Below are 22,198 nucleotides of genomic sequence, written 5' to 3' on the forward strand. Positions count from 1 at the left end.
GCAGCTCGTTGGTCCTCGACTCTCTGGGCGATGCGAGACCTCGATGCAGTGGAGCAGGGCAGCCGAACGATCGTGCGGGGACCGTGAGCGACAGGAGTCCAGCAGTCGTTGTCGTGAATTCGAAGGGAGCTGATGGCCCCGGATGCGATGCCTCGGACGAGTCGCACCGGGTGGAGTAACGATGCTGACGCGCGTTCCGTGCCTGCTCTGGCGTGGTTGAAGACCTGGTGTGGGGCGCATTGGGGAATATTCGGCAGCTGCGCTCGGGTTGAAGATCCTGGGTAAATCGTCGAAAAATCGTAGGAAGCAGGGGTGGACCCCGAAGATGACCAGGTCAACGGTGGTATAGGCTTTGTCGGTCATGAAGTCGGCTTATTCGGGTCCGGTCAGCGGTGCGCCCAAGACGGTCTACCTCGATCACGCGGCGACCACTCCGATGTTGCCCGCCGCCGTCGAGGCGATGACGGCTGCCCTCGGGGCGGTCGGCAACGCGTCCTCGCTGCACGGTTCGGGGCGGGCGGCGCGGCGGTCGCTGGAAGAGGCGCGCGAGTCGATCGCGGCTGATCTGGGTGCTCGGCCGTCCGAGGTGATCTTCACTTCCGGGGGCACCGAGAGCGACAATCTGGCTGTCAAGGGGATCTTCTGGGGGCGCAGGGCGGCGGATCCGCGGCGTACCAGGATCGTCACCAGCTCGGTCGAGCATCACGCGGTGCTCGACGCGGTCGAGTGGCTCGAGAAGCACGAGGGTGCGCAGGTCAGCTGGCTGCCGGTCGATGCCGAGGGTGTCGTGTCGCCGCAGGTGCTGCGTGAGGTACTCGCCGCGCATGCCGATGAGGTGGCGCTGGTCAGTGTGATGTGGGCCAACAACGAGGTCGGGACCATCGAGCCGATCGCCGAATTGGCCGCTGTCGCACAGGAATTCGACATCCCGATGCACAGCGACGCCATTCAGGCGGTGACCCAGATTCCGGTCGACTTCGCCGCGAGCGGGCTGGCCGCGCTGAGCGTGGCCGGACACAAGGTCGGCGGTCCGCACGGGATCGGCGTACTGCTGCTGGGTCGAAGCGTGCCGTGTGTGCCGCTGGTGCACGGCGGCGGGCACGAACGCGACCTGCGCTCCGGTACCTCCGATGTGGCCGCGGCGATCGGGATGGCCGCCGCGCTGCGCGATGCCGTCACCGACCTGCCCGGGCGCGCTCAGCGGTTGCGGGCGTTGCGCGACGAGCTGATCGACGGCGTGCGGGCCGCGGTGCCGGATGCCGTGCTCAACGGGCCCGCGCAACGACTGCCCGGCAACGCTCACTTCACGTTCCCCGGGTGCGAGGGTGACTCGCTGCTCATGCTGCTCGACGCCGCGGGTGTCGAATGCTCCACCGGTTCGGCCTGCAACGCGGGCGTCGCCTCGCCCAGCCATGTGCTGATCGCGATGGGTGTGCAACCGTGGCAGGCGCGCAGTTCGCTGCGCTTCACGCTCGGTCACACGTCGACCGGAGCCGATGTCGAAACACTGTTGACCGTGCTGCCGCAGGTCATCGATCGGGCCAGGGCCGCAGGCCTGGCCGGCGCTAGAGGAGGTGCCTGATGAGAGTTCTCGCCGCGATGAGTGGTGGTGTCGATTCCGCGGTGGCCGCGGCGCGGGCCGTGGACGCCGGGCACGAGGTGGTGGGGGTGCATCTGGCGCTGTCGGCCAACCCGGGCACGCTGCGCACCGGGTCGCGGGGTTGCTGCTCCAAGGAAGACGCCGGTGACGCGCGTCGCGCCGCCGATGTGCTCGGGATCCCTTTCTACGTCTGGGATTTCGCCGATCGGTTCAAGGAAGACGTGATCGACGACTTCGTCGCCGCCTACGCCGCGGGGGAGACCCCGAACCCGTGTCTGCGCTGCAACGAGAAGATCAAGTTCTCCGCGCTGGCCGATCGCGCGCAGGCGCTGGGCTTCGACGCGGTGGTGACCGGGCATTACGCGCGGCTCGACGAGGGCGTGCTGCGTCGTGCTGTCGACGCGGACAAGGACCAGTCCTACGTGTTGGCGGTGCTCACCGCCGAACAGCTCGCGCGGGCGATGTTCCCGGTCGGCGACACCCCCAAGCCGCGGATCCGCGAGGAAGCCGCCGAACGGGGGCTGGCGGTGGCGAACAAGCCCGACAGCCACGACATCTGTTTCATCCCGTCCGGGGATACTCGCGCCTTCCTCGGTGCCAAGATCGGCATCCGGCCCGGTGCGCTGGTCGATTCCGACGGCACGGTGCTCGGTAGTCACGAGGGTGTGCACGGGTTCACCGTCGGTCAGCGCAAGGGCCTCGGCCTGAGCCACACCGCCGCCGACGGCAAGCCGCGGTATGTGACCGGGATCGATCCCGATTCGGGGACCGTCAAGGTCGGTTCGGTCGAGGATCTACAGGTCGACATCGTCACCGCCGACCGCGCGATCTGGACTTCCGGCGTGCGCCCGGCCTCGTCGGTCGAGTGCGTCGTGCAGGTGCGCGCGCACGGCGGGACCGCGCCGGCCGTGGTCGAGCCCGAGGGCGACGGCTTCGTCGCCAGGTTGCGTGAGCCGCTCACCGGCGTCGCGAAGGGCCAGGCCATCGTGCTGTACCTGCCCGATGCCGACGGCGGCGACACCGTGATCGGCAGCGGCACCATCAACGGCACCGACCGTGCCGCGGGCATCGAGTCCGATTCGTCGGCGGCGACAGCCTGATCGTGTCGTGGCGGGTGTGCCAACAGTCGGCGCGCACGGCAGGATGACGGGTGACGGCCCGCGCCGTGGTGCGGCGCACGGTTCGTGGTGGTCGACGCCGATCCGGTGTGGACCACTGACCCAGACGACACGAAAGGTGTTGAGCGCGTGACGTTGTGGCGTGGCAGTGAGCAGTCCGGCGACCCGGCCGCGGCGGAGCCGGTGGACTTGCTCGCCGGGGCGTTCGCCACCGGTCTCGGTTCCTGGCCGGGCACCGATCCACTCGAGGCGGCGACCACCATCATCGGTGAACTGCCGGAACTGCCCCACCTCGTCGAACTCCCCGAACGCGGGATCGGCGCCGACATGATCGGACGCGCCTCCGCGCTCCTGGTGGATCTGCGGTTCGACGCGACCACCCGCGGTTACCGGCTCGCCGACCGCCCGGGTTCGGTCTCGCGGAAGGCCCGCGACTTCGTGCGCGTAGATCTCGACGCGATCGAGGAAGCCTGGGAGACAGCGGGTCTCGTCGGCTCCGGCCGGGCGATCAAGATCCAGTCGGTCGGACCGCTCACCCTCGCCGCCGAGGTCGAACTGCCCGGCGGCCATCGCATTCTCACCGATCGCGGTGCGCTGCGCGACCTCACGGACTCGCTGGCCGAGGGCCTGGCCCTGCACGCCGCCGAGATCGGAAAGCGACTCGGGGCGAACGTGGTTGTGCAACTGGATGAACCGCAGTTGACGACGGTTCTCGACGGATCGCTGACCGGCCCGAGCGTGCTCAACACCGTCCGCGCACTGCCCGGTCCGGAGGCGATCCACTTTCTCGACGTCGTGATCAACGCCCAACCGGGACCGGTCATCCTGCACACCTGCGCGGCCCGCCCGGCCCTGCCCACCCTGCGCCGCACGGCGGCCGCCGCCCTGTCCTTCGACGCGTCGGCCATCACCACCGCCGACTTCGACGACATCGGCGAAGCCGTGGACTCCGGCAAGAAGCTGGCCCTCGGACTCGTCCCCACCGAACCGCCCACAAGCCCGCTCACCTGGCGCGCCGCCGCCGAGCCCGCGGTCCGGCTCGTGGACGATCTCGGCTTCCCTCGTGCGGCCCTCACTCGAGTCCTGGTCACCCCGACCTGCGGTCTGGCGGGCGCTCCGCTCGCGTGGTCTCGCAAGGCCCTCGCGCTGGCCGCCGACGTTGCCCGCGCTTTCGCCGAGGACCCGGAGTCGCTCACCGTCGAGCGGCCGGAACAGTCGCGCTCGGGCCGCGGTCGTCGGTGACGTAGCTCCCGCCGATCTCCACGAAATCTCGTTCCTGCACGGCTGCGACGTGCATGGATGTGTCGGTGGGCTCGACTAATCTCTGGTGGGTGAGTGACAGCGACAGCGCGGTATCTGTGAGTGCCGAAGCGGCTACGCCCGAGCAGCGGGTGCAGTGGCAACAGTTGGCCGACGAGGTGCGTGGGCATCAGTTCCGCTACTACCTGCGGGACGCACCGATCATCACCGACGGTGAGTTCGACGCGTTGCTGCGCGCATTGCAGGCTCTCGAGGACGCGCATCCGGATCTGCGGACTCCCGACTCGCCCACGCAGCTGGTCGGCGGCGGATTCGCGACCGAGTTCACCGCGGTCGATCATCTCGAGCGGATGCTGTCGCTGGACAACGTGTTCGACTACGACGAGCTGCGCACCTGGGCGAGCAGGGTCGAAGCCGAAACCGGGTCCGGGCTGCACTATCTGTGCGAAGTCAAGATCGACGGCGTCGCGTTGAACCTCGTGTACGAGAACGGCAAGCTGGTGCGCGGTGCGACTCGCGGTGACGGGCGCACCGGGGAGGACGTCACCCTCAACGCGCGCACCATCGAAGACATCCCCGCCGAGCTCACCCCGACCGAGGAATTCCCGATCCCGGAGCTCCTGGAAGTACGCGGCGAGGTGTATTTCCGGCTCGAGGACTTCGAGACGTTGAACGCTCAGATCGTCGCCGAGGGCAAACCGCCGTACGCGAATCCGCGCAATACCGCCGCCGGTTCGCTGCGCCAGAAGAATCCCGCGATCACCGCCCAGCGTCGGCTGCGGATGATCTGCCACGGGTTCGGCCGCATCGCGGGATACCGCCCGGCCTCCCAGCACGAGGCATACCAGGCACTGGCTGCCTGGGGCCTGCCGGTCTCGGCCCACACCCGCCTGGTCGAGGGCATCGACGCGGTCATCGAGCGGGTCGCCTACTGGGGCGAACATCGCCACGACATCGAGCACGAGATCGACGGTCAGGTGATCAAGGTCGACGAGACGGCCCTGCAACGCCGCCTCGGCTCCACCTCCCGTGCCCCACGTTGGGCCATCGCCTACAAGTACCCGCCCGAAGAGGCCACCACCACGCTGCTCAACATCGAGGTCAACGTCGGCCGCACCGGTCGGGTCACCCCGTTCGCGGTGATGGCGCCGGTCTCGATCGCCGGCTCGACCGTGTCGATGGCGACCCTGCACAATGCCTCCGAAGTGCGGCGCAAGGGTGTGCTCATCGGCGATACCGTCACGATCCGCAAGGCCGGTGATGTGATTCCCGAGGTCCTCGGGCCCGTCGTCGACGCGCGTACCGGTGCCGAACGCGAATTCGTCATGCCGACGCACTGCCCCGAGTGTGCCACCGAACTCGCCCCCGCCAAGGAGGGCGACGCCGACATCCGCTGCCCCAACCAGCGGCATTGCCCGGCCCAGCTGCGCGAACGCGTCTTCCACCTGGCCGGACGCGGTGCCTTCGACATCGAGGCCCTCGGCTACGAAGCCGCCAACGACCTGCTCACCTCGGGCGCGATCACCGACGAGGGCGACCTGTTCGCCCTCGACGCGCAGGATCTGCTCGGCGTGCCGCTGTTCACCAAACAGGACGGCACCCTCTCGGCCAACGGTGCCCGCCTGCTCGCGAACCTCGAAGCGGCCAAGGACACTCCGCTGTGGCGGGTGCTCGTCGCGTTGTCCATCCGCCATGTCGGCCCGACCGCGGCCCGTGCGTTGGCCGCCGAGTTCGCGGACCTCGAGCGCATCGAATCCGCGACAGGAGAAGAACTTTCAGCCACCGACGGGGTCGGCCCCACTATCGCCGCCGCGGTCGTGGAATGGTTCACCGTCGACTGGCATCGCGCGATCGTCGACAAGTGGCGAGCGGCCGGGGTGCGGATGGAAGACGAGCGTGACGAATCCATCGAACGCAACCTCGACGGCCTGTCGATCGTCGTCACCGGCTCCCTGCAGACCTTCAGCCGCGACGGCGCGAAGGAGGCGATCCTCGTTCGCGGCGGCAAGGCGGCGGGCTCGGTGTCGAAGAAGACCGCGTTCGTGGTGATCGGCGAGGCGCCCGGTTCGAAAGCGGCCAAGGCCGAAGAGCTGGGCGTCCAGATCCTCGACGAAGACGGCTTCCGGCTACTGCTGGAGGGCGGCCCCGACGCGGTCAGGGTCGCACCGGAGGAGGATCCGCTCGTGGCGGACCAGCCGAGCCCGGCGACGTGAACAGTCGGGTTCGCGTCAGTTCGGGGTGACGGTGACCGTGTTGCCGATCTGGGTCTTCATGTCGAACGACGCGCACTGCCCGTTGCTGAGCTCCTGGGTACGCAACGGCCGCTTCTTGATGTTGGTCTGGATCTCCACCGTCACATCGGTGCTCGCCATCGAGCACACCTTCGACACCGGAGCGTCGGTGTAGGACACCGACCCCGCGCCCTGACACGAGTTGGTCGAGTTCCCCAGGAACACCCGCGCGGTTCCCGTCGGGCACGGATCGGCCAGCGCACTGGGCGCACTCACCAGCGCCGCGGGCACGAGCGCTCCCGCGGTCACCGCGGCAACGACAACTCCGCGAACAATTACCCGAACCGCCATTACGCGCACCCATCCCTCATCGCCGACCGCCGAACCTGCGACGAACCAGCCGCAGTGTCCAGCACCTTAGTGCGTCCGAACCGAACACGCGCGGGATCGGTGCTGCCGTTCACCGGATCAGGCTGCTGCGTGGGCGAGCCCCCGTGTCCCTTAGTCTTGCCAAGAATCTCGGAGAGGCGGACCCTTGCTGCGCAGTTTTCAGGTGACCAATCATGGATCGCTGGCGGAGGCTCAGCAGTTGCGGCTGACCAAGGGGGCAGGCGGGCCGTTGGCGGTGCCGGTGACCGCGGTGCACGGGGTGGCGGCGGCCGGGAAGACGAGCGTGATCGACGCGATCGGGCAGATGCGGGACGCGGTCCTGAATTCCGTGAGCGGATGGGACCCCTACGCGGGCCCGGTGCGGCGACCGCATCTCGGGTTCGCCGAGCGGCCGACGGAATTCGTCGCCGGATTCGTCGCCGAGGGCGTGCCCTACACCTACGGGTTCCGGCTCGACAACGCCGACGTGGTCGCGGAGTGGCTCTACACCCATCCACGGTCGCGCAAGCGGATCGTGTTCGAACGCCGGGGTGACGAGGTGAAGATCGGGCCGATGTTCGAAGCGGCCCGGTACGGGGTGGCGGCGCTGGTGCCGTTGCTGCGGCCGAACGCGCTGCTGCTGAGCTTGGCGGGGCAGATGTACGCCGAGGCGCTAGTGCCCGCGTACCGGTGGTTCGCGGCGAATCTGACTGTGCAGCAGGGCGATGTCGACACCGACGCGCTCGCGCACGATCTCGGCAGCCATATCTCCCGCTCGCCCGACAACGCGGCGCGTCTGCTGATGCTGCTGCGCACCGCCGATCTCGGGATCGAGGATCTGCTCGTCGCCGAACACGATCCGATGTACGCGGATTACCTGCGTGATCTGGACGCCGAGATCGGCGCGCTGGCAGGCCATCTCGACCACCCCGAGCAGATTCTCGTGGATCGCGAGCTGAGCACCCTGCGCGCGGCGCGGGACGCGCTGTACCGGCGCATGGTCGACCGCCGTGGCGCGGGGCTGAGCCTGGTGCACGAGGGCATCGACGTCCCGTTCGAACTGGCCGACGAATCCACCGCCACCCGTTCGCTGCTGCGCGTACTGCCGGCCATGCTGGAGGCTCTCGACACCGGCCAGGTGCTCGCGGTCGACGATCTCGGCGTCGGCCTGCCGGTCGAGGAGACCGACCGCCTCGTCCAGTTGTTCCAGAACCCGGAGACCAATTCCCGTGGCGCACAACTGATCTACACCACCGCCGATCGAGCGCTGATCGACCGCGGCAACGGCCGCTCCCAGCGCACCCGCACGGCGGTGTGGCAGGTGCGCCGTGCACTGGGGGTCAGCGAACTCACGCCGCTGTGAGCGGGGCATAGCATGGGCGCATGCTCGAAGTGGTGATGGCGGTAGCGCTGGTGACGATGCTGGTGGTGACGATCGCGGCCGTCGTCTCCGGCCGGACCGGCCGGGGAAGGGCGAACCTCGAACACGGGTCGCTCTACGTGACCGGTGTCAGCCCGCTGCCCGCGATGACCGGCGAGCACTACGTGACGATCACCGGCACCGTCACCGGTCCGTCGATCACCGGCAAGGTCGTCTACCGCCGCTTCGCCTGGGACGCCGCACACTGGCCCGCACCCGGCGACCACCTCGCCGTGGCCTACCCACCGCACAACCCCGACGACTGGCACGCCGAGCACCCCGGCTTGCGCCCCTACCTCGGCTCTTGAGCGACCTCACCGACCTCGCCGGGCATGGGTGAGTCGGAGCTCACAAGCGTCCAGATGGGAGCATTCGGGGATGCACGGTACCGATGAGCAGACCACCGGACTCCTGATCCGCCCCGCCCACCCCGACGAATACGACGCGGTCGCCGCGCTGACTGTGGAGGTGTACGTGGGCGACGGCTATGTCCCCGACGGGGACGATTACGTGCGGGAACTCGCCGACGTGGCGCACCGGGCCGCCGAGGCCGAGGTCCTCGTCGCCGTGCACGACGGTGCGGTCGTCGGCTCGCTCACCGTCGCGAAGCCCGGCACGCCCTACGCGGAGATCGCTCAGCCCGGCGAACTCGAGTTCCGGATGCTCGCGGTATCCAAGCGGGCACGCGGACTCGGTGTCGGCACCGCGCTGGTTCGCGCCGTCGTCGACGAGGCGAGATCAGGCGGTTTCGACGCAGTCGCGCTCACCACGATGTTCTCGATGGTCGACGCCCACCGAATCTACGAGCGCCTCGGCTTCGTCGGTGTGCCCGAACGTGATTGGGCCACCCACGACGGACTGCAACTGTTCGTGATGCGGCTCGCGCTGCGCTGACCCGATCAGTTCAGGACGGTGGCGACGATGCCGGCGAGGTAGCCGAGCCGCGCCACCTCCGACGGCCGGAAGTCGGGCCCACCGGGGCGACCGAGGAGCAGTGCCCTGCCGGTGTTGCCCAGCGGCGCGGCGGCCAGCTTGGTGTCCATGTCGCGCCAGATCTCGGGCACCCATTCGGCCTCACCGTCGAGCCACATCGGCTTCTCGATGGGCATCCACGGGGCCGAACCCGCTTGTGTCTCAGGGGCACTCGGGCTACCGACGATGCGGTAGGCGCCTGCCGGGCCGAGGCCGATGATCGTGGACCAGCCGACGCGCAGCACCCGCGGGCAGCCGTCGACGAGTACCTGGAGCCGGTCGTCGCGAGCACTGGCGACCTGGTCGATCAGCTCGAGCTCGCGGTGGGTGTCGAGCACGCCGGAGTACGGGCGAATGGAGTCGACGCTCACATCGCGCACCGACTCCGCGGCGGTGATGAGGGTGTCGGGCAGTGCGCCGGTAGGCACTTCGACGACGAGATCGTCGATCGCGAACCCGGCGCCGCGTTCCACGACATCGAGCGAGAGAATGTCCGCGCCGACCCCGCCGAGGGCGAGTGCGAGGGAGCCGAGGCTTCCCGGTCGATCCGGAAGTTGCACGCGGAGCAGGTATGACACGTGCGTTCCTTTCCATAACGGCCGGGGTTGTTCGAGACGAATACCCGGTGAAGCAATACTTACACCCCTGAACGCGGGTTCTCGACCCGAAGTATGACCCCATCGGCGCGACATGCGCGAACTTTCGTGTGCGGCGGGTGCGTCCGAGCCGCGGGGGCGGGCGCGTCGAAACCGATATGACGCGCCGATCAGGCGTACCTCCGCCTGCGCTCCGGCCATGCGCAGGCTGTGGATTGCTTCGCGACCGTGTGAATTAGGCTGTACCGATACTGCCCACCGAAGCCGAAAGGGGTCCCGCGGTGCCCGCAATCTCCCGTGACGAGGTCGCTCACCTCGCCCGGCTGTCCCGGCTGGCGTTGACCGACGCCGAACTCGACCAGTTCGCCGGTCAGCTGGATTCGATCCTCAGCCACGTGCAGACCATCACCGAGGTCGCCGCCGACGTCCCCGCCACCGCGTCGCCGAATCCGACGACCAATGTGACCAGGCCCGATGTGGTCACGCCCGGTCTCACCCCCGAGCAGGCGCTGGACCAGGCGCCCGCCGTGGAAGAACAGCGTTTCCTGGTCCCGCAGATCCTGGGAGAGGGCGAATGAGCGAGTTGACGCAGCTGTCGGCTGCCGAGCTGGCGAGCAAGATCCACGGCGGCGAGGTGACCTCCACCGAGGTCACCCAGGCGCACCTGGATCGCATCGGCAAGGTCGACGGTGAGCTCAACGCCTTCCTGCACGTGGCGGGCGACGAAGCCCTCGCCGCGGCCGCCGTGGTCGACGCCGCGCTCGCCGCGGGCGAAACGCCCGCCTCGTCGCTGGCGGGAGTTCCGTTGGCGCTCAAGGACGTTTTCACCACCACCGACATGCCGACCACCTGTGCCTCGAAGATCCTCGAGGGCTGGATGTCGCCGTACGACGCGACGGTCACCGCACGGCTGCGCGCCGCGGGCATCCCGATTCTCGGCAAGACCAACATGGACGAGTTCGCGATGGGCTCCTCCACCGAGAACTCCGCCTACGGTCCCACCCGCAACCCGTGGGACACCACCCGCATCCCCGGTGGTTCCGGTGGCGGTTCGGCGGCGGCGCTGGCTTCGTTCCAGGCGCCGCTGGCGATCGGTACCGACACCGGTGGCTCGATTCGTCAGCCCGCCGCGGTCACCGCGACGGTCGGGGTGAAGCCCACCTACGGCACCGTCTCGCGCTACGGCCTGATCGCGTGCGCGTCGTCGCTGGATCAGGGTGGTCCGTGTGGTCGCACCGTGCTCGACACCGCGCTGCTGCACGAGGTGATCGCCGGGCACGACCCGCGCGACTCCACCTCGCGCAATGTTCCGGTGGCACCGGTGGTGGCCGCCGCCAAGCAGGGCGCCAACGGTGACCTGACGGGCGTGCGCGTCGGTGTGGTGCGTGAATTGCACTCCGACAGTTACCAATCCGGCGTCATCGCCTCCTTCGACGCCGCCGTCGCGGTGCTGAAGGAACTGGGCGCCGAGGTGGTCGAGGTGTCGTGCCCCAGCTTCGAGTACGCGCTGTCGTCGTACTACCTGGTGATGCCGTCGGAGGTGTCGTCGAACCTGGCGCGCTTCGACGCCATGCGCTACGGCCTGCGCGTCGGTGACGACGGCAGCCACAGCGCCGACCAGGTGATGTCGCTGACCCGCGAGGCCGGTTTCGGTCCGGAGGTCAAGCGCCGCATCATGATCGGCACCTACGCGCTGTCGGCGGGCTACTACGACGCCTACTACGGCCAGGCGCTGAAGGTTCGCACGATGATCGCGCGCGACTTCGACGCCGCCTACGAGCAGGTCGACGTGCTCGTCTCGCCGACCAGCCCGTTCACCCCGTGGAAGCTGGGCGAGAAGGTCGACGACCCGCTGGCCATGTACCTGTCGGACCTGTGCACCCTGCCGACCAACCTGGCGGGTCATCCCGGCATGTCGGTGCCGTCGGGTCTGTCGGCCGACGACAACCTGCCGGTGGGTCTGCAGATCATGGCGCCCGCGCTGGCCGACGACCGCCTGTACCGGGTGGGCGCGGCCTACGAGGTGGCGCGCGGCGCGCTGCCGAGCCCGAGCGCGGTCTGAGAAATTCTCCCCGAGCGGGGCGTGCCGGTTCGACAGAACCTGGTACGCCCCGCTTGTGGCGGTGTGCCCGCCGGTGGTGGGTGTCTACGCCACCGCGCGGCGGCCGACGCCCGCCGTCATCGCGGTGAAGCCGGCCCTCAGATGCTTGCCGAGCGCCACTGAAACCACGGGGCTGAACCAACCGGCGAGGGTGAACCGGGACTCGTAGCGGCACCGGTCGGGACCGAGGGGCACGACGGTGTGTGAGCGCAGGCTGTGCAGTGCGCCCAGCGGCACCGGCTTCATGGTGTAGCTGAACTCGACGCCCGGGGTGTGGGTACGGATCCATTCCCGCTGCGGACGACGGTTGCTGCCCAGCTGGACCCGCATGTCGATGGGCGAGCCCGGTTCCAGCGTGCTCGACGCCTCGTAGCAGAAGGTGTTCCACTCGCCGTAGCGCTCGAAATCTGTGAGCACCTCCCACACCTTCGCGGCGGGGGCGTCGATCTCGATCGTTTCGTCGATGACTAGAGACATGTGTGAAAACTAGGACATGTTCTAGTTTTCGGCAACCGCATCAGACGAAGCGCCGGCGGAACTTGCGCAGCGCGTCGATGATCACGGCCGAAGCCGCTGTCACCGCGAACAACCCGAGGACGGTGCGCGCGAGCGGCCAGAGGTTGGGCCGGTCGGCCGGGTCGGTCTGGGCGAAGACGTTCTCGACCACCGGTGCGCCGTACTCCTGACGCCGCGAGTTCACGTCCACGGCGGTGAACGCGATATCGGCCATCACGCCGCAGCGAGCCCGGGAGAACTCGTCGTCGCGCAGCTGACACGAGGCGTGGATGCGCCGGTTCAGCGCCGCGTCCACCGAGCGGCGCGCCCACCCGCCGAGGGGTTCGTCGACCCGCTCGGCGTAGCGCAGTACGTCGTAGCCCAGGTCGTGCGCCTTACACGCCGACTCGAACTCGGCGGGCAGCGTCACCGGTGAGGAGCAGCCGCCGTTCGGGTTCACCAGTAAGCCGTCCAGCTGGACGGGGTCGTAACCGAACTTGTAGCCGAAATCGCGGGGGATGAGCGAGGTGGCATCCGGGCTGTCGTCGATGAGCGCGCGGACCGCGGCGGCGGCCGCGACGTTCTCGCTGCCGGCCGGGGTGGTGCCGCCCATGGCGCCCGGTGCCGACATGACCACGGCGGCGGCCATGGCCAGCCCGGCCGTGCACAGCGCGACACCGCTACGACGGCGGTGCTGCGCGGAATCGGGGGACGGCGCGGAGGCGGCGGAATCTGCGGTACGGGCCCGAGCAGCGGCGGGTACCGGGCGAAGCGGGGTGTTCATGGCCTCCGACGGTAAGGAGCGGGTCACGCGGCGGGCATCCCGCTACGGACTTGTTTATCGGGGCGCGCGGGTGGCAGGCCCGGCGCCGGGGTCACACCAGGGTAGGGGGTCGTATTCGGTTCGTGGGTATGAGGTCCGCTGACCGGACGGTTCGTAGGCTCACTGTCATGACCGCACCACTGCGCCCCGCCGCGCGAGGAATACCCGCGCGCACCTGGTTCGACTTCGCAACGGTGCTGGTCGCGCTGATTTTGTACAGCATCGCGTGGCCGACGTTGTTCGTCACCCACGAGGTCTCGCCGGTCACCGCGCCCCTGCTGTCGGCCCTGGCGGCCTTCCCCATCCTGTTCGTGCGGGTCAACCCGGCGATGGGGTGGGCGATCTCCGCCGGCGCCGCGCTGCTGTTCTCGATCGGCATGCAGCCGGGTGCCGACAACGATCTGCCCTTCCAGGTCGTGCACATCATCGTGCTGTTCGTGCTGTTGTTCGCGGTGGCGCTGCGGGCCTCGGTGCCGATCGTGGTCGTCGCCTGGGCGGCCACCTCGATGCTGTTCGCCACGACGATGCCCGGCTCGGACACCGGTCCGCTGTGGGGCTGGGCGATGGGGTTCGGCGCGCTGGCCCTGTTCGGCTATCTCGTGCGGATCCTGCTGGCCTCGCGGCGCAAGCTCGAGCGGCAGGAAGAGGTGACCGAGCTCGAGCGCGCGCGCCGGGCGATCCTCGAGGAGAAGGCCCGCATCGCCCGTGACCTGCACGATGTGGTCGCCCACCACATGTCGATGGTCGTGGTGCAGGCGCAGACCGCGCCGTACCGGATCGACGACCTCGACCCGGCCTCGCGCGCCGAGTTCGAGTCGATCGGCGCCACCGCCCGCACCGCGCTCAACGAGATCCGGGGCCTGCTCGGGGTGTTGCGCAGTGACGGCCAGCTGCCCGAACACGCGCCGCAGCCGCGCGCCTCGGACGTGCCCGCCCTGTGCGCGTCGGCTCTGCGTGCGGGTCTGCCCGTCGACTGGACGGTGACCGGGGATCTGGAATCGGTGCCGGAGACGACCGGGCTGGTCGTCTATCGGGTCGTGCAGGAGTCGATGGCCAACTGCGCCCGGCACGCACCGGGTGCCGCGGTGCACGTCGCGGTGGCGGTCGATCCCGGGGAGGTGAGCGTGAGCGTGCACAACGCGGCGACCGCCACGGTGCCCCAGCCCGGTGCGGGCGGTGGTCACGGCATCGACGGCATGCGCACCCGCGTGGTCGCGGTCGGCGGTGAGCTGCACGCGGCGCCCACGCTCAGCGGCGGATTCGAGGTCTCGGTGAGATTGCCCACCCACTAGGGTGACTGGGTGGCTATTACCGTTTTGATCGCCGACGACCAGGCGATGGTGCGCCAGGGTTTCGGCGCCCTGCTGGGTGCGCAGACCGATATCAGCGTCGTCGGCGACGCGCCCGACGGCAAGGTGGCGGTGGCCGAGGCCAAGCGGCTGCGTCCCGACGTGGTGCTGATGGATGTGCGGATGCCGGAGATGAACGGTCTCGACGCCGCCCGCGCGATCCTCACCGCGAATCTCGATCCGCCGGTACGGGTGCTCATGCTCACCACCTTCGACATCGACGACTACGTCTACGAGGCACTGAGCATCGGGGCGAGCGGGTTCCTGCTCAAGGACGCGCCCGCCGAGGAATTGGTGCGTGCGGTGCGGGTGGTCGCCGACGGTGAGGCGCTGCTCGCGCCGACGATCACCCGCAGGCTCATCGCCGACGTCACCCGCAGGCGCAATACCGTGCGGGCAGCCCCGGCGCCCGCGCTCGGCACCCTGACCCCCCGTGAACGCGAGGTGCTGGAACTGGTGGCCAAGGGGTTGTCGAACACCGAGATCGCCGCGGCGCTGTTCGTGGCCGAGCAGACCGTGAAAACCCATGTCTCCAAGGTCTTCTCGAAGCTCGGGCTGCGCGACCGCGCCCAGGCGGTGGTCCTGGCGTATGAATCCGGCCTGGTCGTTCCCGGCTGAGCCGGTGCGCTCAGCGCGGGCAGACGCCGCCGCGCAGGTTCGGCAGGTGCCGGGCCAGCAGCAGCGCCATCCGGTCGAGCAGTGCGGTGGTGTCGTCGAACGAGCCCGAATCGGCTTGTGCCGCAAGGGCTACCGCGAGCTGACCGCTGCCCACGGGTACCAGTCCGAACTGGCGCACGGTGTAGACCCCGGTGACGTCGTCGGGACCCCAGCCGCCCTTGAACTCGGTGTCGTCGAGCAGGCCGAGACCCCACCCCTGATCCTCGGTGATCTCACCCATCAGCGAGGTGACGACCTCGGCCTGCGGCAGACACGGCAGCCGCGACGCGAACCGCACCTGGTTGGCCAGCGACCATTCGGTACCGCCGAAGGAGGTGCCGTCGAGTTCGGTGCGGGTGCCCGACTTGCCGGTGGCCGCGTCGCCCGCCTCGTCGAGGATCTGCTGCACCGCGTCGGCGGCTTCCGGTGCGTCACCGAGGGATTCCCACAGGCCTTCGGCGGCGTCGTTGTCCGACACCGTGATCGCGGCCTCCACCATCTCGAAGATCGACTGGTCGGAGTCGTGGCGCAACGCGGCGACCGCGAGCGGGATCTTGATCGTGGACCAGGCGATGCCGGTGGTCCAGTCGCCGTAGATCGTCATCCGGCCGCCGCCGACCGGCATCAAGGCCATGCCGACCTGGCCCGGCAGCTTCGACTGCAAGAGGGTGAACTCCGCGGCCAGCGAATCGGGCAGCCCGATCGACAGACCGGGATGCCACGCGTCTTCGCTGTTGACGGTGACCGTGGGCGCGCTCACCGCCGTCGGGGTGCCCGGCGTGGCACACGAGGTGGACAGTGCGGCAGTTGCCAGCACCCCACAGAGCAGCAGCCTGCGACAGGCAGCCGTCGTTCCGGTCGACTTCACCACCGAATCCTCCCCACCACCCATTGCGCGTGCTCCGGCGGTGCAAACTTCTCGTCGAACGCGTCCGGTCACACCCGGACGACTGTTAGCAAGTTTCACCGATTTTCGGCGAGAATTCGAATGAACGTGGTCACACGGTCGGAAGGGGGTCGTAGTGCACGACATCGGTGAGGTGTTCGCGGGGTTCACCATCGAGGCGATGCTGGGCCAGGGCGGCATGGGCACGGTGTATCTGGCCCGGCATCCGCGCCTGGACCGGCTCACCGCGCTCAAGCTGCTCAACCGGGATCTGTTCGCCGACGAGCGCGTTCGCGCGCGGTTCGAACGGGAGGCCGATCTCGCCGCCGGGCTCGACCATCCCGGCATCGTCACCGTCTTCGACCGGGGGACCGAGGGCGAACAACTCTGGATCAGCATGCAGTACGTCGACGGGATCGACGCCGCGACGGTCGACCCGATGGCGCTGCCACCCGAGCGGGCCGTCCAGATCATCGAAGGGGTCGCCGACGCGCTGGACTACGCGCACGGCAGGGGAGTGCTGCACCGAGATGTGAAGCCCGCCAACATCTTGCTGGCCCGCTCCACCGGCGGCCAGGGCGAGCGGGTCTTCCTCACCGACTTCGGCATCGCCCGGCTGCGCGCCGACTCCACCCACCTCACCCAGCAGGGAATGTTCACCGCGACACTGGCTTACGCGTCACCGGAGCAGATGACCGGCGCCGAGCTCGACCATCGCTCCGACCAGTACTCGTTGGCGTGTTCGCTGTACTGGTTGTTCACCGGACTGGCGCCCTTCGACTCCGCCGACCCGAACGAGATCATCCGCGGCACCCTCTACGCCCCGCCGCCGCCCCTGGCGCTGCGTCGCGCGGGTCTGCCGCCGATCATGGACGCCGTCCTCGCCGCCGCGATGGCGAAACATCCTGCGGCACGGTTCGATTCCTGCGCCGCGTTCGCCAAGGCGGCTCGCCAGGCGCTGACCTCCACGACCCCACCGGTCCTGCCGCGCCCGCCCGCGAACCCGGTGCCGGGTTACTACCCGCCCGCCCCGCAGCAAGGGCCCGCCGCGCCTTTCGCGCCGCCCGGCATGGCACCGCCCGGGTATCAAGGCGCACCCGGACAGCCTGCGCCACAACCTCATTGGCAACCACCTTCACGGCCTTTCGGAGCTGTCCCGCCGGTCGCCCCGCGCCCGGCCGCGCCCAGCGGTGCGGTGCCGCCCGGCGAAGTACCTCCGGTGGCTCAGCGTCCGGCCGCGAGTCCCGCTGCCGGACAGCCGCGCCGATCCGCGCCCGCTGCGCCTGGTGCGGCGCCCATGGCTGCCGCGGCGCCTGCGGTCGCGGCCTCGGCCGCCGTGCCGCCTGGCGAAGTACCTCCGGTGGCTCAGCGTCCGGCCGCGAGTCCTGTTGCCGGACAGCCGAATGCGCGCCGATCCGGGTCCGCTGCGCCTGGTGCGGCGCCCCTGGCTGCCGCTGCGCCTGCGGTCGCGGCCTCGGCCGCCGTGCCGCCATCCGCGGGCGTGCAGCGCCCCGCGCCGGGGGTCGCCGAAGCTGTGGCGGTGCCCGCGGTCGATGCCGGAATATCTTCCAGCCCAGTGTCTCTCGACAAGCCGTCATCCACGGCGCCTCGATCGGACAGCGCCGCAGCGACCGGCGGCGCGGAGTCCGGCGAGGTATCGGCCACTGCGGCAACCGATGTCGTATCGATGCGCGACGCGGGCGAGCTGGACGCGGCGAACGCGGCGGCCCTGACCGAGGTGACCTCGATCGCTGGGGCCTCGAACGCGGCCCCAGCCGGGCCTGTGGCGCCGGAGGGAGCCGCAGGGCAGTCCAGCCAGCCGGGACAGCCTGGTAGCGCAGCGCATAGCAATGCGGGTCAGCCGAGCAATGCGGGTCAGCCGGGTAATGCCGGTCAGCCGAGCAATGCGCCTCAGCCGAGCATTGCCGGACAGTCGAGCATTGCCGGACAGCCGAGCAATCCGGGTCAGCCGAGCAATCCGAGTCAGCCGGGTAGTGCCGGTCAGCCGAGCAATGCGCCTCAGCCGAGCATTGCCGGACAGTCGAGCATTGCCGGACAGCCGGGCAATGCCGGACAGCCGAGCGGTGCGGGTCAGCCGGGCAGCCCAGGTCAGCCGGGTGGTGCGGGTCAGCCGGGCGGCGCGGGGCCTCAGGTAGACGCGGGGCAGTCGGTGGCGGCGGGGCAGTCGGGTGGTCCGGTCGTGCCGGGTGGTGCAGGTCAGCAGCACGGGGTGGTGCGGTCCGGGCCGCGGGGGCCCTGGATGGTGCCGCATCGGGGGTATTGGCCGGTGCCTCGACGGGTGTCGGGGATGCAGCGGTTCGGGTGGGTTGTGTTGGTGGCACTGGTTCTGGTGCTGGTCGCGTTGGTTGTCGCGTTGGTCGTGGTGGTGTTGCCCGGAGACGACGACGGTCTCGACGTGGAAGACGGCGCGAGCGGGCCGTCGAATTCGGTAGCCGAGGTGGCGGATTCGTTCGCGGAGAGTCGGCGGGTTTTCCCGACCTTGGTTCCGCAGGGGCAGATGAGTGATGGTGTGGGGTATCGGGGGGCGCGGTGTGTGGGGGTGCGCAATGTCAGCGAGCTGGCGTGGAAAGAGGCTGCGTTGCAGTGGACTCCGATCACGACCGGGTGGCAGTGCGAGCGATCCGACAATCAAGTGGGTGCGCTGAGCTACCTGGTGCTCGAGTACGCGAACGCGAGCCAGGCGCGGTCGGTGCTGGAGGCGTTGCCCGCGACCGTTCGCTACGCGGGGAGCAAGGACGAAGTGCCGTTCTCACTGCAGCGGTGGGTGGTTCCGGATCCGGCGAACATCCGCGTCCAGACCGCGCACCAGGTGTTGAGCTTCCCCGGCGACTCCGCCCGCGCGAATTACCTTGTCGTGGTGAGTCGCCGGGGCAGCAGCGGCACCGGCGGGGCCACCCGCCCCTCGGCGCAGGACGAGGTCATCGCGTGGTGGGACGAAGTTCCGCTCTGATCGGTGACGGGGCCGACCCCGGGGTGGTAGACCCGCGATACCGAGGTGACGGTGCGAGGGAAGGCGTCGCCGCGGCGCCGGGCTGAGATGCCGGGCACCGCGGCGACCGAGGTCAGTCCACTGCCAGCGCGGCCACGATCGGCATCCGCGCCGCGCGCAGGGCGGGCGGGATCGAGCCCAGCAGTGCCAGGCCCAGCGCGACCGCACCGTAGACCGCGATCAGCGGGCTCGGCCGGTAGACGATGTCGATGGTCATCGCATGCCCGATCGCCACCGTGGCCAGATACTGCACCGCGACGCCGACGAGCAGACCGATGGCCGCGCCGATGAATCCGATGCCCGCGGCTTCGGCGAGCACCGAGCGCAGGAGGAACTTGCGGTTGGTGCCCATGGCGCGCAGCACCCCCAGCTCCCTGCGTCGCTCCAGGACCGACAGCATCAGGGTGTTCAGCAACGCCACCGTCGCCACCAGGACGACGATCCACAGGATCATGTTGCTCATCGCCGCACCCTGCTGGACGCTCGAGGAGATCGCGTCGACCATGTCGGCGCCGGTGTCGACATGGATTTCGCGGGGAACCATCGCGCGGACCGCGGCCTGCACCGTGTCGGGGTCGGCGCCGGGCGAATACTGGATCGACAGGATCGTCTCGCCGGGTCGCTGATACCACTCCCGCATCTGGTCGAGGTTCATCATCACCACGCCGGAGACGGCGGTGAAGTACGGAATCACTTGCAGCACAGCTGTTTTGCGCTCACCGGAGGGGGTGGGCATGGTGATCTCGTCGCCGACGGCAAGCGAGAGCGACCGTGCCACGTCACGGGTGATGACCACACCTTCGCGCCGCTCCATCCGGTCGATCACCGCCCGATCGACCGCGCCGAGACGGGTATCGGAGGTACTCGGCGGATAGCCCTGCAACATCACCCGACCGCTGCCGATGGTCGCGAAGGCCATCTGGGCGGGGCTCACCCGTTCCACGCCGGGGACGTTCGCGACCCGGGCGGCCAGGCCGTCGGGCAGGACCGGCCCGGTCGGGAACTGCTCGACGGGGCTCGGACTCACGTAAAGATCGGTGTCGCCGAGACTTTGGAACGAATCGGTCGCCGACTTCACCATGTTGCCCGACGCCCCACCGAGCGCGACCACCGCCGCGACGCCGATCATCACCGTCATCGCGGTGGCCCAGACGCGGCGCGGCGCGCGTTCCAGCGTCGTCGCCCCGAGCGCGCCCGGCGCGCCGAACCAGCGGGCGATCGCCGCGGATCCGCGCACGATCGGACCGGTGGCGGCGAAACACAGGAACACCGTCGCGGTGAACGACGTGGTGATCGCGGCCAGCGACAGTCGCCCGAGGTCGATGAACGCGATGGCCACGGCCGCCGCACCGAGCAGCACACCCGCGGCCAGAGCGACCCAGCGCAACACCGAGTTGGTCGCCGCGGCATCGCTGGCCTCCACCGGCGCCAACGCCTCGACCGGTGCGACCTTGTACACCTGTCTGGCCGCGATCGACGCCGCCAGCACCGTCGCCACCACACACGCGGCGATCGCGACGGGGATCGCGTAGTTCGGCACCTGGAATTCGGTGCGCGCCTCGACCGATTGCACGATCGCGGCGGGCAGCCTGTCGATCGCGAACCGCCCCATCAGCGCACCGATTCCCGCGCCGATCGCCCCGCCGATCAGCCCGAGCATCGCGGCCTCGACGAGCAGATCACGCACCATCGGGGCCCGCTTGCCGCCGATCGCCCGCAACAGCGACAGCGTCGGCCTGCGTTGCGCCACTGCCATACTCATCGCGTTGTAGATCAAGAAGGCCGACACGATCAGCGCCGCCGCCGACGACATCAGCGTGGAATACCGCATGATCTGGATCGCGCCACCGGCCTGCGCGGTGCGCAGACTCGGCTCGGCCACCACGGCCCGGCCGTCCACCGCATCGGTGAGGGCGGTGCGCAGCGCGGCCACATCGGTGCCGGGCCGCACCACGATCTGCACCGAATCGAGCTTGCCCACCCGGTCGGTGAGGAATTGGATCAGCGGCAGCGGACCCGCCACCACGTGTCCGCTGTTGAGCCGGTCGGTCGCCTCGGAGTCGAGAACGGCAGCCACCTTCGCCGTCCCTGCCCCGATCGGTACAGGGTCGCCCTCGCGCAGACCCATGGCCGCGCCGACCAGCACGCCGCGCTCGGTGCTGAGCAGCTTGGTGGTGTACTGCGACATCGGCCCGGCCAGATCGCTGCCGAGCGCGCCGATATTCTGATCCGCGCCGATCAGCAGTGCCCGGTCAGGGCCGGCGCCGAGCGTGCCGCGCAGCATCGGCACCGCCGTCGCCACCCCGGGTGTCGCGGCGATCCGGGGTAGCAGTGACTGTTCGAAGCCCGCGTCGGTGATACCGGTGATCTCGAGTTCGGCGGTGCCCGCCAGACCCTTGGTGAGCTTGTCGACCGACCCGGTGACCGACCCGGAGATGCTCAGCACCGCGACGATCAGCGCGGCCGAGACTCCCATCACGGCTCCCGACATCAGGGTGCGACCGGGATGGCGGAGCAGTTCACCGAAGTTGAACAGCCGCAATCGATCGATGGCGGCGGCGATCATGCGTCGACTCGCGAAGCGACGCGCTCGTCCGCGCCGATCTGACCGTCGCGCAAGGTGATCACCCGGTCGCAGTAGTCGACGGAGCTCATGTCGTGTGTCACCATCACCACCGAGTTGCCCTGCGCGGTGATGTCGCCCAGCAGCGCGAGGATCGCGGCGCCGGTCTTGGAGTCGAGGTTGCCGGTCGGTTCGTCGGCCAGGATCAGCGGCGGATCCATGATCAGCGCTCTGGCCACCGCCACGCGCTGCATCTGCCCACCGGAGAGCTCCGCGGGCCGGTGCTGCGCGCGATCGCCGAGGCCGACGAGATCGAGCAGTTCCAGCGCGCGCGGCTTGGCCTTGCGTAAGCCGGTGCCGTCCAACAGCTTCGGCACGGCGACGTTCTCCCAGGCCGAGAGGGTGGGGAGCAGGTTGAAGAACTGGAAGATGAAGCCGACCTGCTCGAGCCGGAACGCGGCCTGCTGGTCTTCGTCGAGATCGCCGATCTCGGTGCCGCGGAAACGAATCGAGCCCTCATCGGGACGATCGAGCGCCCCGAGCAGGTGCAGCAGGGTGCTCTTGCCGGAACCCGACGGCCCGATGATCGAGGTGAACTGGCCTGCTTCGATGCGCATGCTCACCTCGTCGAGCGCGCGGACTTCCTGATCACCGACGCGATACTGCTTGACCACCCGGGTCAACTCCAGCATCGGCTGCTGTGGCGATTCGATGTCGGGCATATCTTGTCCCCCAGGGAGTTTCGGGT

General features: G+C 69.4%; 19 protein-coding genes. 12 read left to right on the forward strand and 7 right to left on the reverse strand.

Annotated elements, in window-relative coordinates:
* The first annotated feature begins 361 nt into the window (after window positions 1-361).
* The 4 genes from ACWDXS_RS10985 (at window position 362) to ligA (ending at window position 6,191) form a co-directional block, all read left to right on the forward strand.
* Window positions 362-1,582: a cysteine desulfurase family protein gene (locus ACWDXS_RS10985; RefSeq protein ID WP_378991581.1), complete on the forward strand. Its 1,221-nt coding sequence runs from the start codon at window positions 362-364 to the stop codon at window positions 1,580-1,582.
* Window positions 1,582-2,700 (forward strand): tRNA 2-thiouridine(34) synthase MnmA, encoded by a 1,119-nt coding sequence (mnmA, locus tag ACWDXS_RS10990; RefSeq protein ID WP_449964455.1) that lies wholly within the window; start codon window positions 1,582-1,584, stop codon window positions 2,698-2,700. The genes ACWDXS_RS10985 and mnmA overlap by 1 nt, the downstream gene beginning before the upstream one ends.
* A 201-nt stretch (window positions 2,701-2,901) precedes the next feature.
* Window positions 2,902-3,960 carry a methionine synthase gene (locus ACWDXS_RS10995; protein WP_449964765.1) on the forward strand — a complete coding sequence of 353 codons (1,059 nt, stop codon included), beginning with the start codon at window positions 2,902-2,904 and terminating at the stop codon, window positions 3,958-3,960.
* A gap of 89 nt (window positions 3,961-4,049) precedes the next feature.
* Window positions 4,050-6,191: an NAD-dependent DNA ligase LigA gene (ligA, locus tag ACWDXS_RS11000; protein WP_449964458.1), complete on the forward strand. Its 2,142-nt coding sequence runs from the start codon at window positions 4,050-4,052 to the stop codon at window positions 6,189-6,191.
* A 15-nt stretch (window positions 6,192-6,206) separates the two neighbouring features.
* On the opposite strand, the gene ACWDXS_RS11005 is transcribed toward ligA, so the two are convergent.
* Window positions 6,207-6,560, reverse strand: coding sequence for a hypothetical protein (locus ACWDXS_RS11005; RefSeq protein WP_358105177.1), 354 nt, complete (start codon window positions 6,558-6,560; stop codon window positions 6,207-6,209).
* Between the two features lie 202 nt (window positions 6,561-6,762).
* Here ACWDXS_RS11005 and ACWDXS_RS11010 point away from each other — a divergent pair, with 202 nt between their 5' ends.
* From ACWDXS_RS11010 to ACWDXS_RS11020, 3 genes are all read left to right on the forward strand, one after another.
* Window positions 6,763-7,941: an AAA family ATPase gene (locus ACWDXS_RS11010; RefSeq protein WP_378991587.1), complete on the forward strand. Its 1,179-nt coding sequence runs from the start codon at window positions 6,763-6,765 to the stop codon at window positions 7,939-7,941.
* Window positions 7,942-7,961: 20 nt separating this feature from the next.
* A complete protein-coding gene (locus ACWDXS_RS11015) occupies window positions 7,962-8,306 on the forward strand; it encodes a hypothetical protein (protein ID WP_378991589.1) in 345 nt (114 codons plus the stop codon).
* Between the two features lie 70 nt (window positions 8,307-8,376).
* Complete coding sequence (locus tag ACWDXS_RS11020; RefSeq protein WP_378991590.1) at window positions 8,377-8,892, forward strand: GNAT family N-acetyltransferase; 516 nt, start codon at window positions 8,377-8,379, stop codon at window positions 8,890-8,892.
* A gap of 5 nt (window positions 8,893-8,897) precedes the next feature.
* Here the strand turns inward: ACWDXS_RS11020 and ACWDXS_RS11025 are convergent, their stop codons facing one another.
* Complete coding sequence (locus tag ACWDXS_RS11025; RefSeq protein ID WP_358105186.1) at window positions 8,898-9,548, reverse strand: ACT domain-containing protein; 651 nt, start codon at window positions 9,546-9,548, stop codon at window positions 8,898-8,900.
* Between the two features lie 299 nt (window positions 9,549-9,847).
* Between ACWDXS_RS11025 and gatC the strand changes: the two genes are divergently transcribed.
* On the forward strand, window positions 9,848-10,144 hold the full coding sequence (gene gatC, locus ACWDXS_RS11030) for an Asp-tRNA(Asn)/Glu-tRNA(Gln) amidotransferase subunit GatC (protein WP_101466314.1): 297 nt from the start codon (window positions 9,848-9,850) through the stop codon (window positions 10,142-10,144).
* Window positions 10,141-11,628, forward strand: a complete 1,488-nt coding sequence (gene gatA, locus ACWDXS_RS11035; RefSeq protein ID WP_449964464.1) for an Asp-tRNA(Asn)/Glu-tRNA(Gln) amidotransferase subunit GatA — start codon at window positions 10,141-10,143, stop codon at window positions 11,626-11,628. The genes gatC and gatA overlap by 4 nt, the downstream gene beginning before the upstream one ends.
* A gap of 84 nt (window positions 11,629-11,712) precedes the next feature.
* Here gatA and ACWDXS_RS11040 read toward each other — a convergent pair whose 3' ends face one another.
* Together ACWDXS_RS11040 and ACWDXS_RS11045 are read right to left on the reverse strand one after the other, a co-directional pair.
* Window positions 11,713-12,144: an SRPBCC family protein gene (locus tag ACWDXS_RS11040; protein ID WP_449964467.1), complete on the reverse strand. Its 432-nt coding sequence runs from the start codon at window positions 12,142-12,144 to the stop codon at window positions 11,713-11,715.
* 40 nt (window positions 12,145-12,184) lie between these two features.
* A complete protein-coding gene (locus tag ACWDXS_RS11045) occupies window positions 12,185-12,946 on the reverse strand; it encodes a hypothetical protein (protein WP_379317129.1) in 762 nt (253 codons plus the stop codon).
* A 167-nt stretch (window positions 12,947-13,113) separates the two neighbouring features.
* On the opposite strand from ACWDXS_RS11045, the gene ACWDXS_RS11050 reads away from it, so the two are divergent.
* Window positions 13,114-14,277, forward strand: coding sequence for a sensor histidine kinase (locus ACWDXS_RS11050; protein ID WP_449964470.1), 1,164 nt, complete (start codon window positions 13,114-13,116; stop codon window positions 14,275-14,277).
* Between the two features lie 9 nt (window positions 14,278-14,286).
* Window positions 14,287-14,952, forward strand: a complete 666-nt coding sequence (locus tag ACWDXS_RS11055; RefSeq protein ID WP_358105204.1) for a response regulator transcription factor — start codon at window positions 14,287-14,289, stop codon at window positions 14,950-14,952.
* A 10-nt stretch (window positions 14,953-14,962) separates the two neighbouring features.
* Here ACWDXS_RS11055 and ACWDXS_RS11060 read toward each other — a convergent pair whose 3' ends face one another.
* The gene (locus ACWDXS_RS11060) at window positions 14,963-15,859 is read right to left on the reverse strand and encodes a serine hydrolase (RefSeq protein WP_378991597.1); all 897 of its coding nucleotides are present in this window, start codon (window positions 15,857-15,859) and stop codon (window positions 14,963-14,965) included.
* Window positions 15,860-16,013: 154 nt separating this feature from the next.
* Between ACWDXS_RS11060 and ACWDXS_RS11065 the strand changes: the two genes are divergently transcribed.
* Complete coding sequence (locus tag ACWDXS_RS11065) at window positions 16,014-18,848, forward strand: protein kinase domain-containing protein (protein WP_449964473.1); 2,835 nt, start codon at window positions 16,014-16,016, stop codon at window positions 18,846-18,848.
* Window positions 18,849-18,960: 112 nt separating this feature from the next.
* On the opposite strand, the gene ACWDXS_RS11070 is transcribed toward ACWDXS_RS11065, so the two are convergent.
* Window positions 18,961-21,453: an ABC transporter permease gene (locus ACWDXS_RS11070; RefSeq protein WP_449964476.1), complete on the reverse strand. Its 2,493-nt coding sequence runs from the start codon at window positions 21,451-21,453 to the stop codon at window positions 18,961-18,963.
* Window positions 21,450-22,172: an ABC transporter ATP-binding protein gene (locus ACWDXS_RS11075; RefSeq protein WP_378633366.1), complete on the reverse strand. Its 723-nt coding sequence runs from the start codon at window positions 22,170-22,172 to the stop codon at window positions 21,450-21,452. The genes ACWDXS_RS11070 and ACWDXS_RS11075 overlap by 4 nt, the downstream gene beginning before the upstream one ends.
* Window positions 22,173-22,198 lie beyond the last annotated feature (26 nt).

The organism is Nocardia sp. NPDC003183 (genome assembly GCF_053590715.1).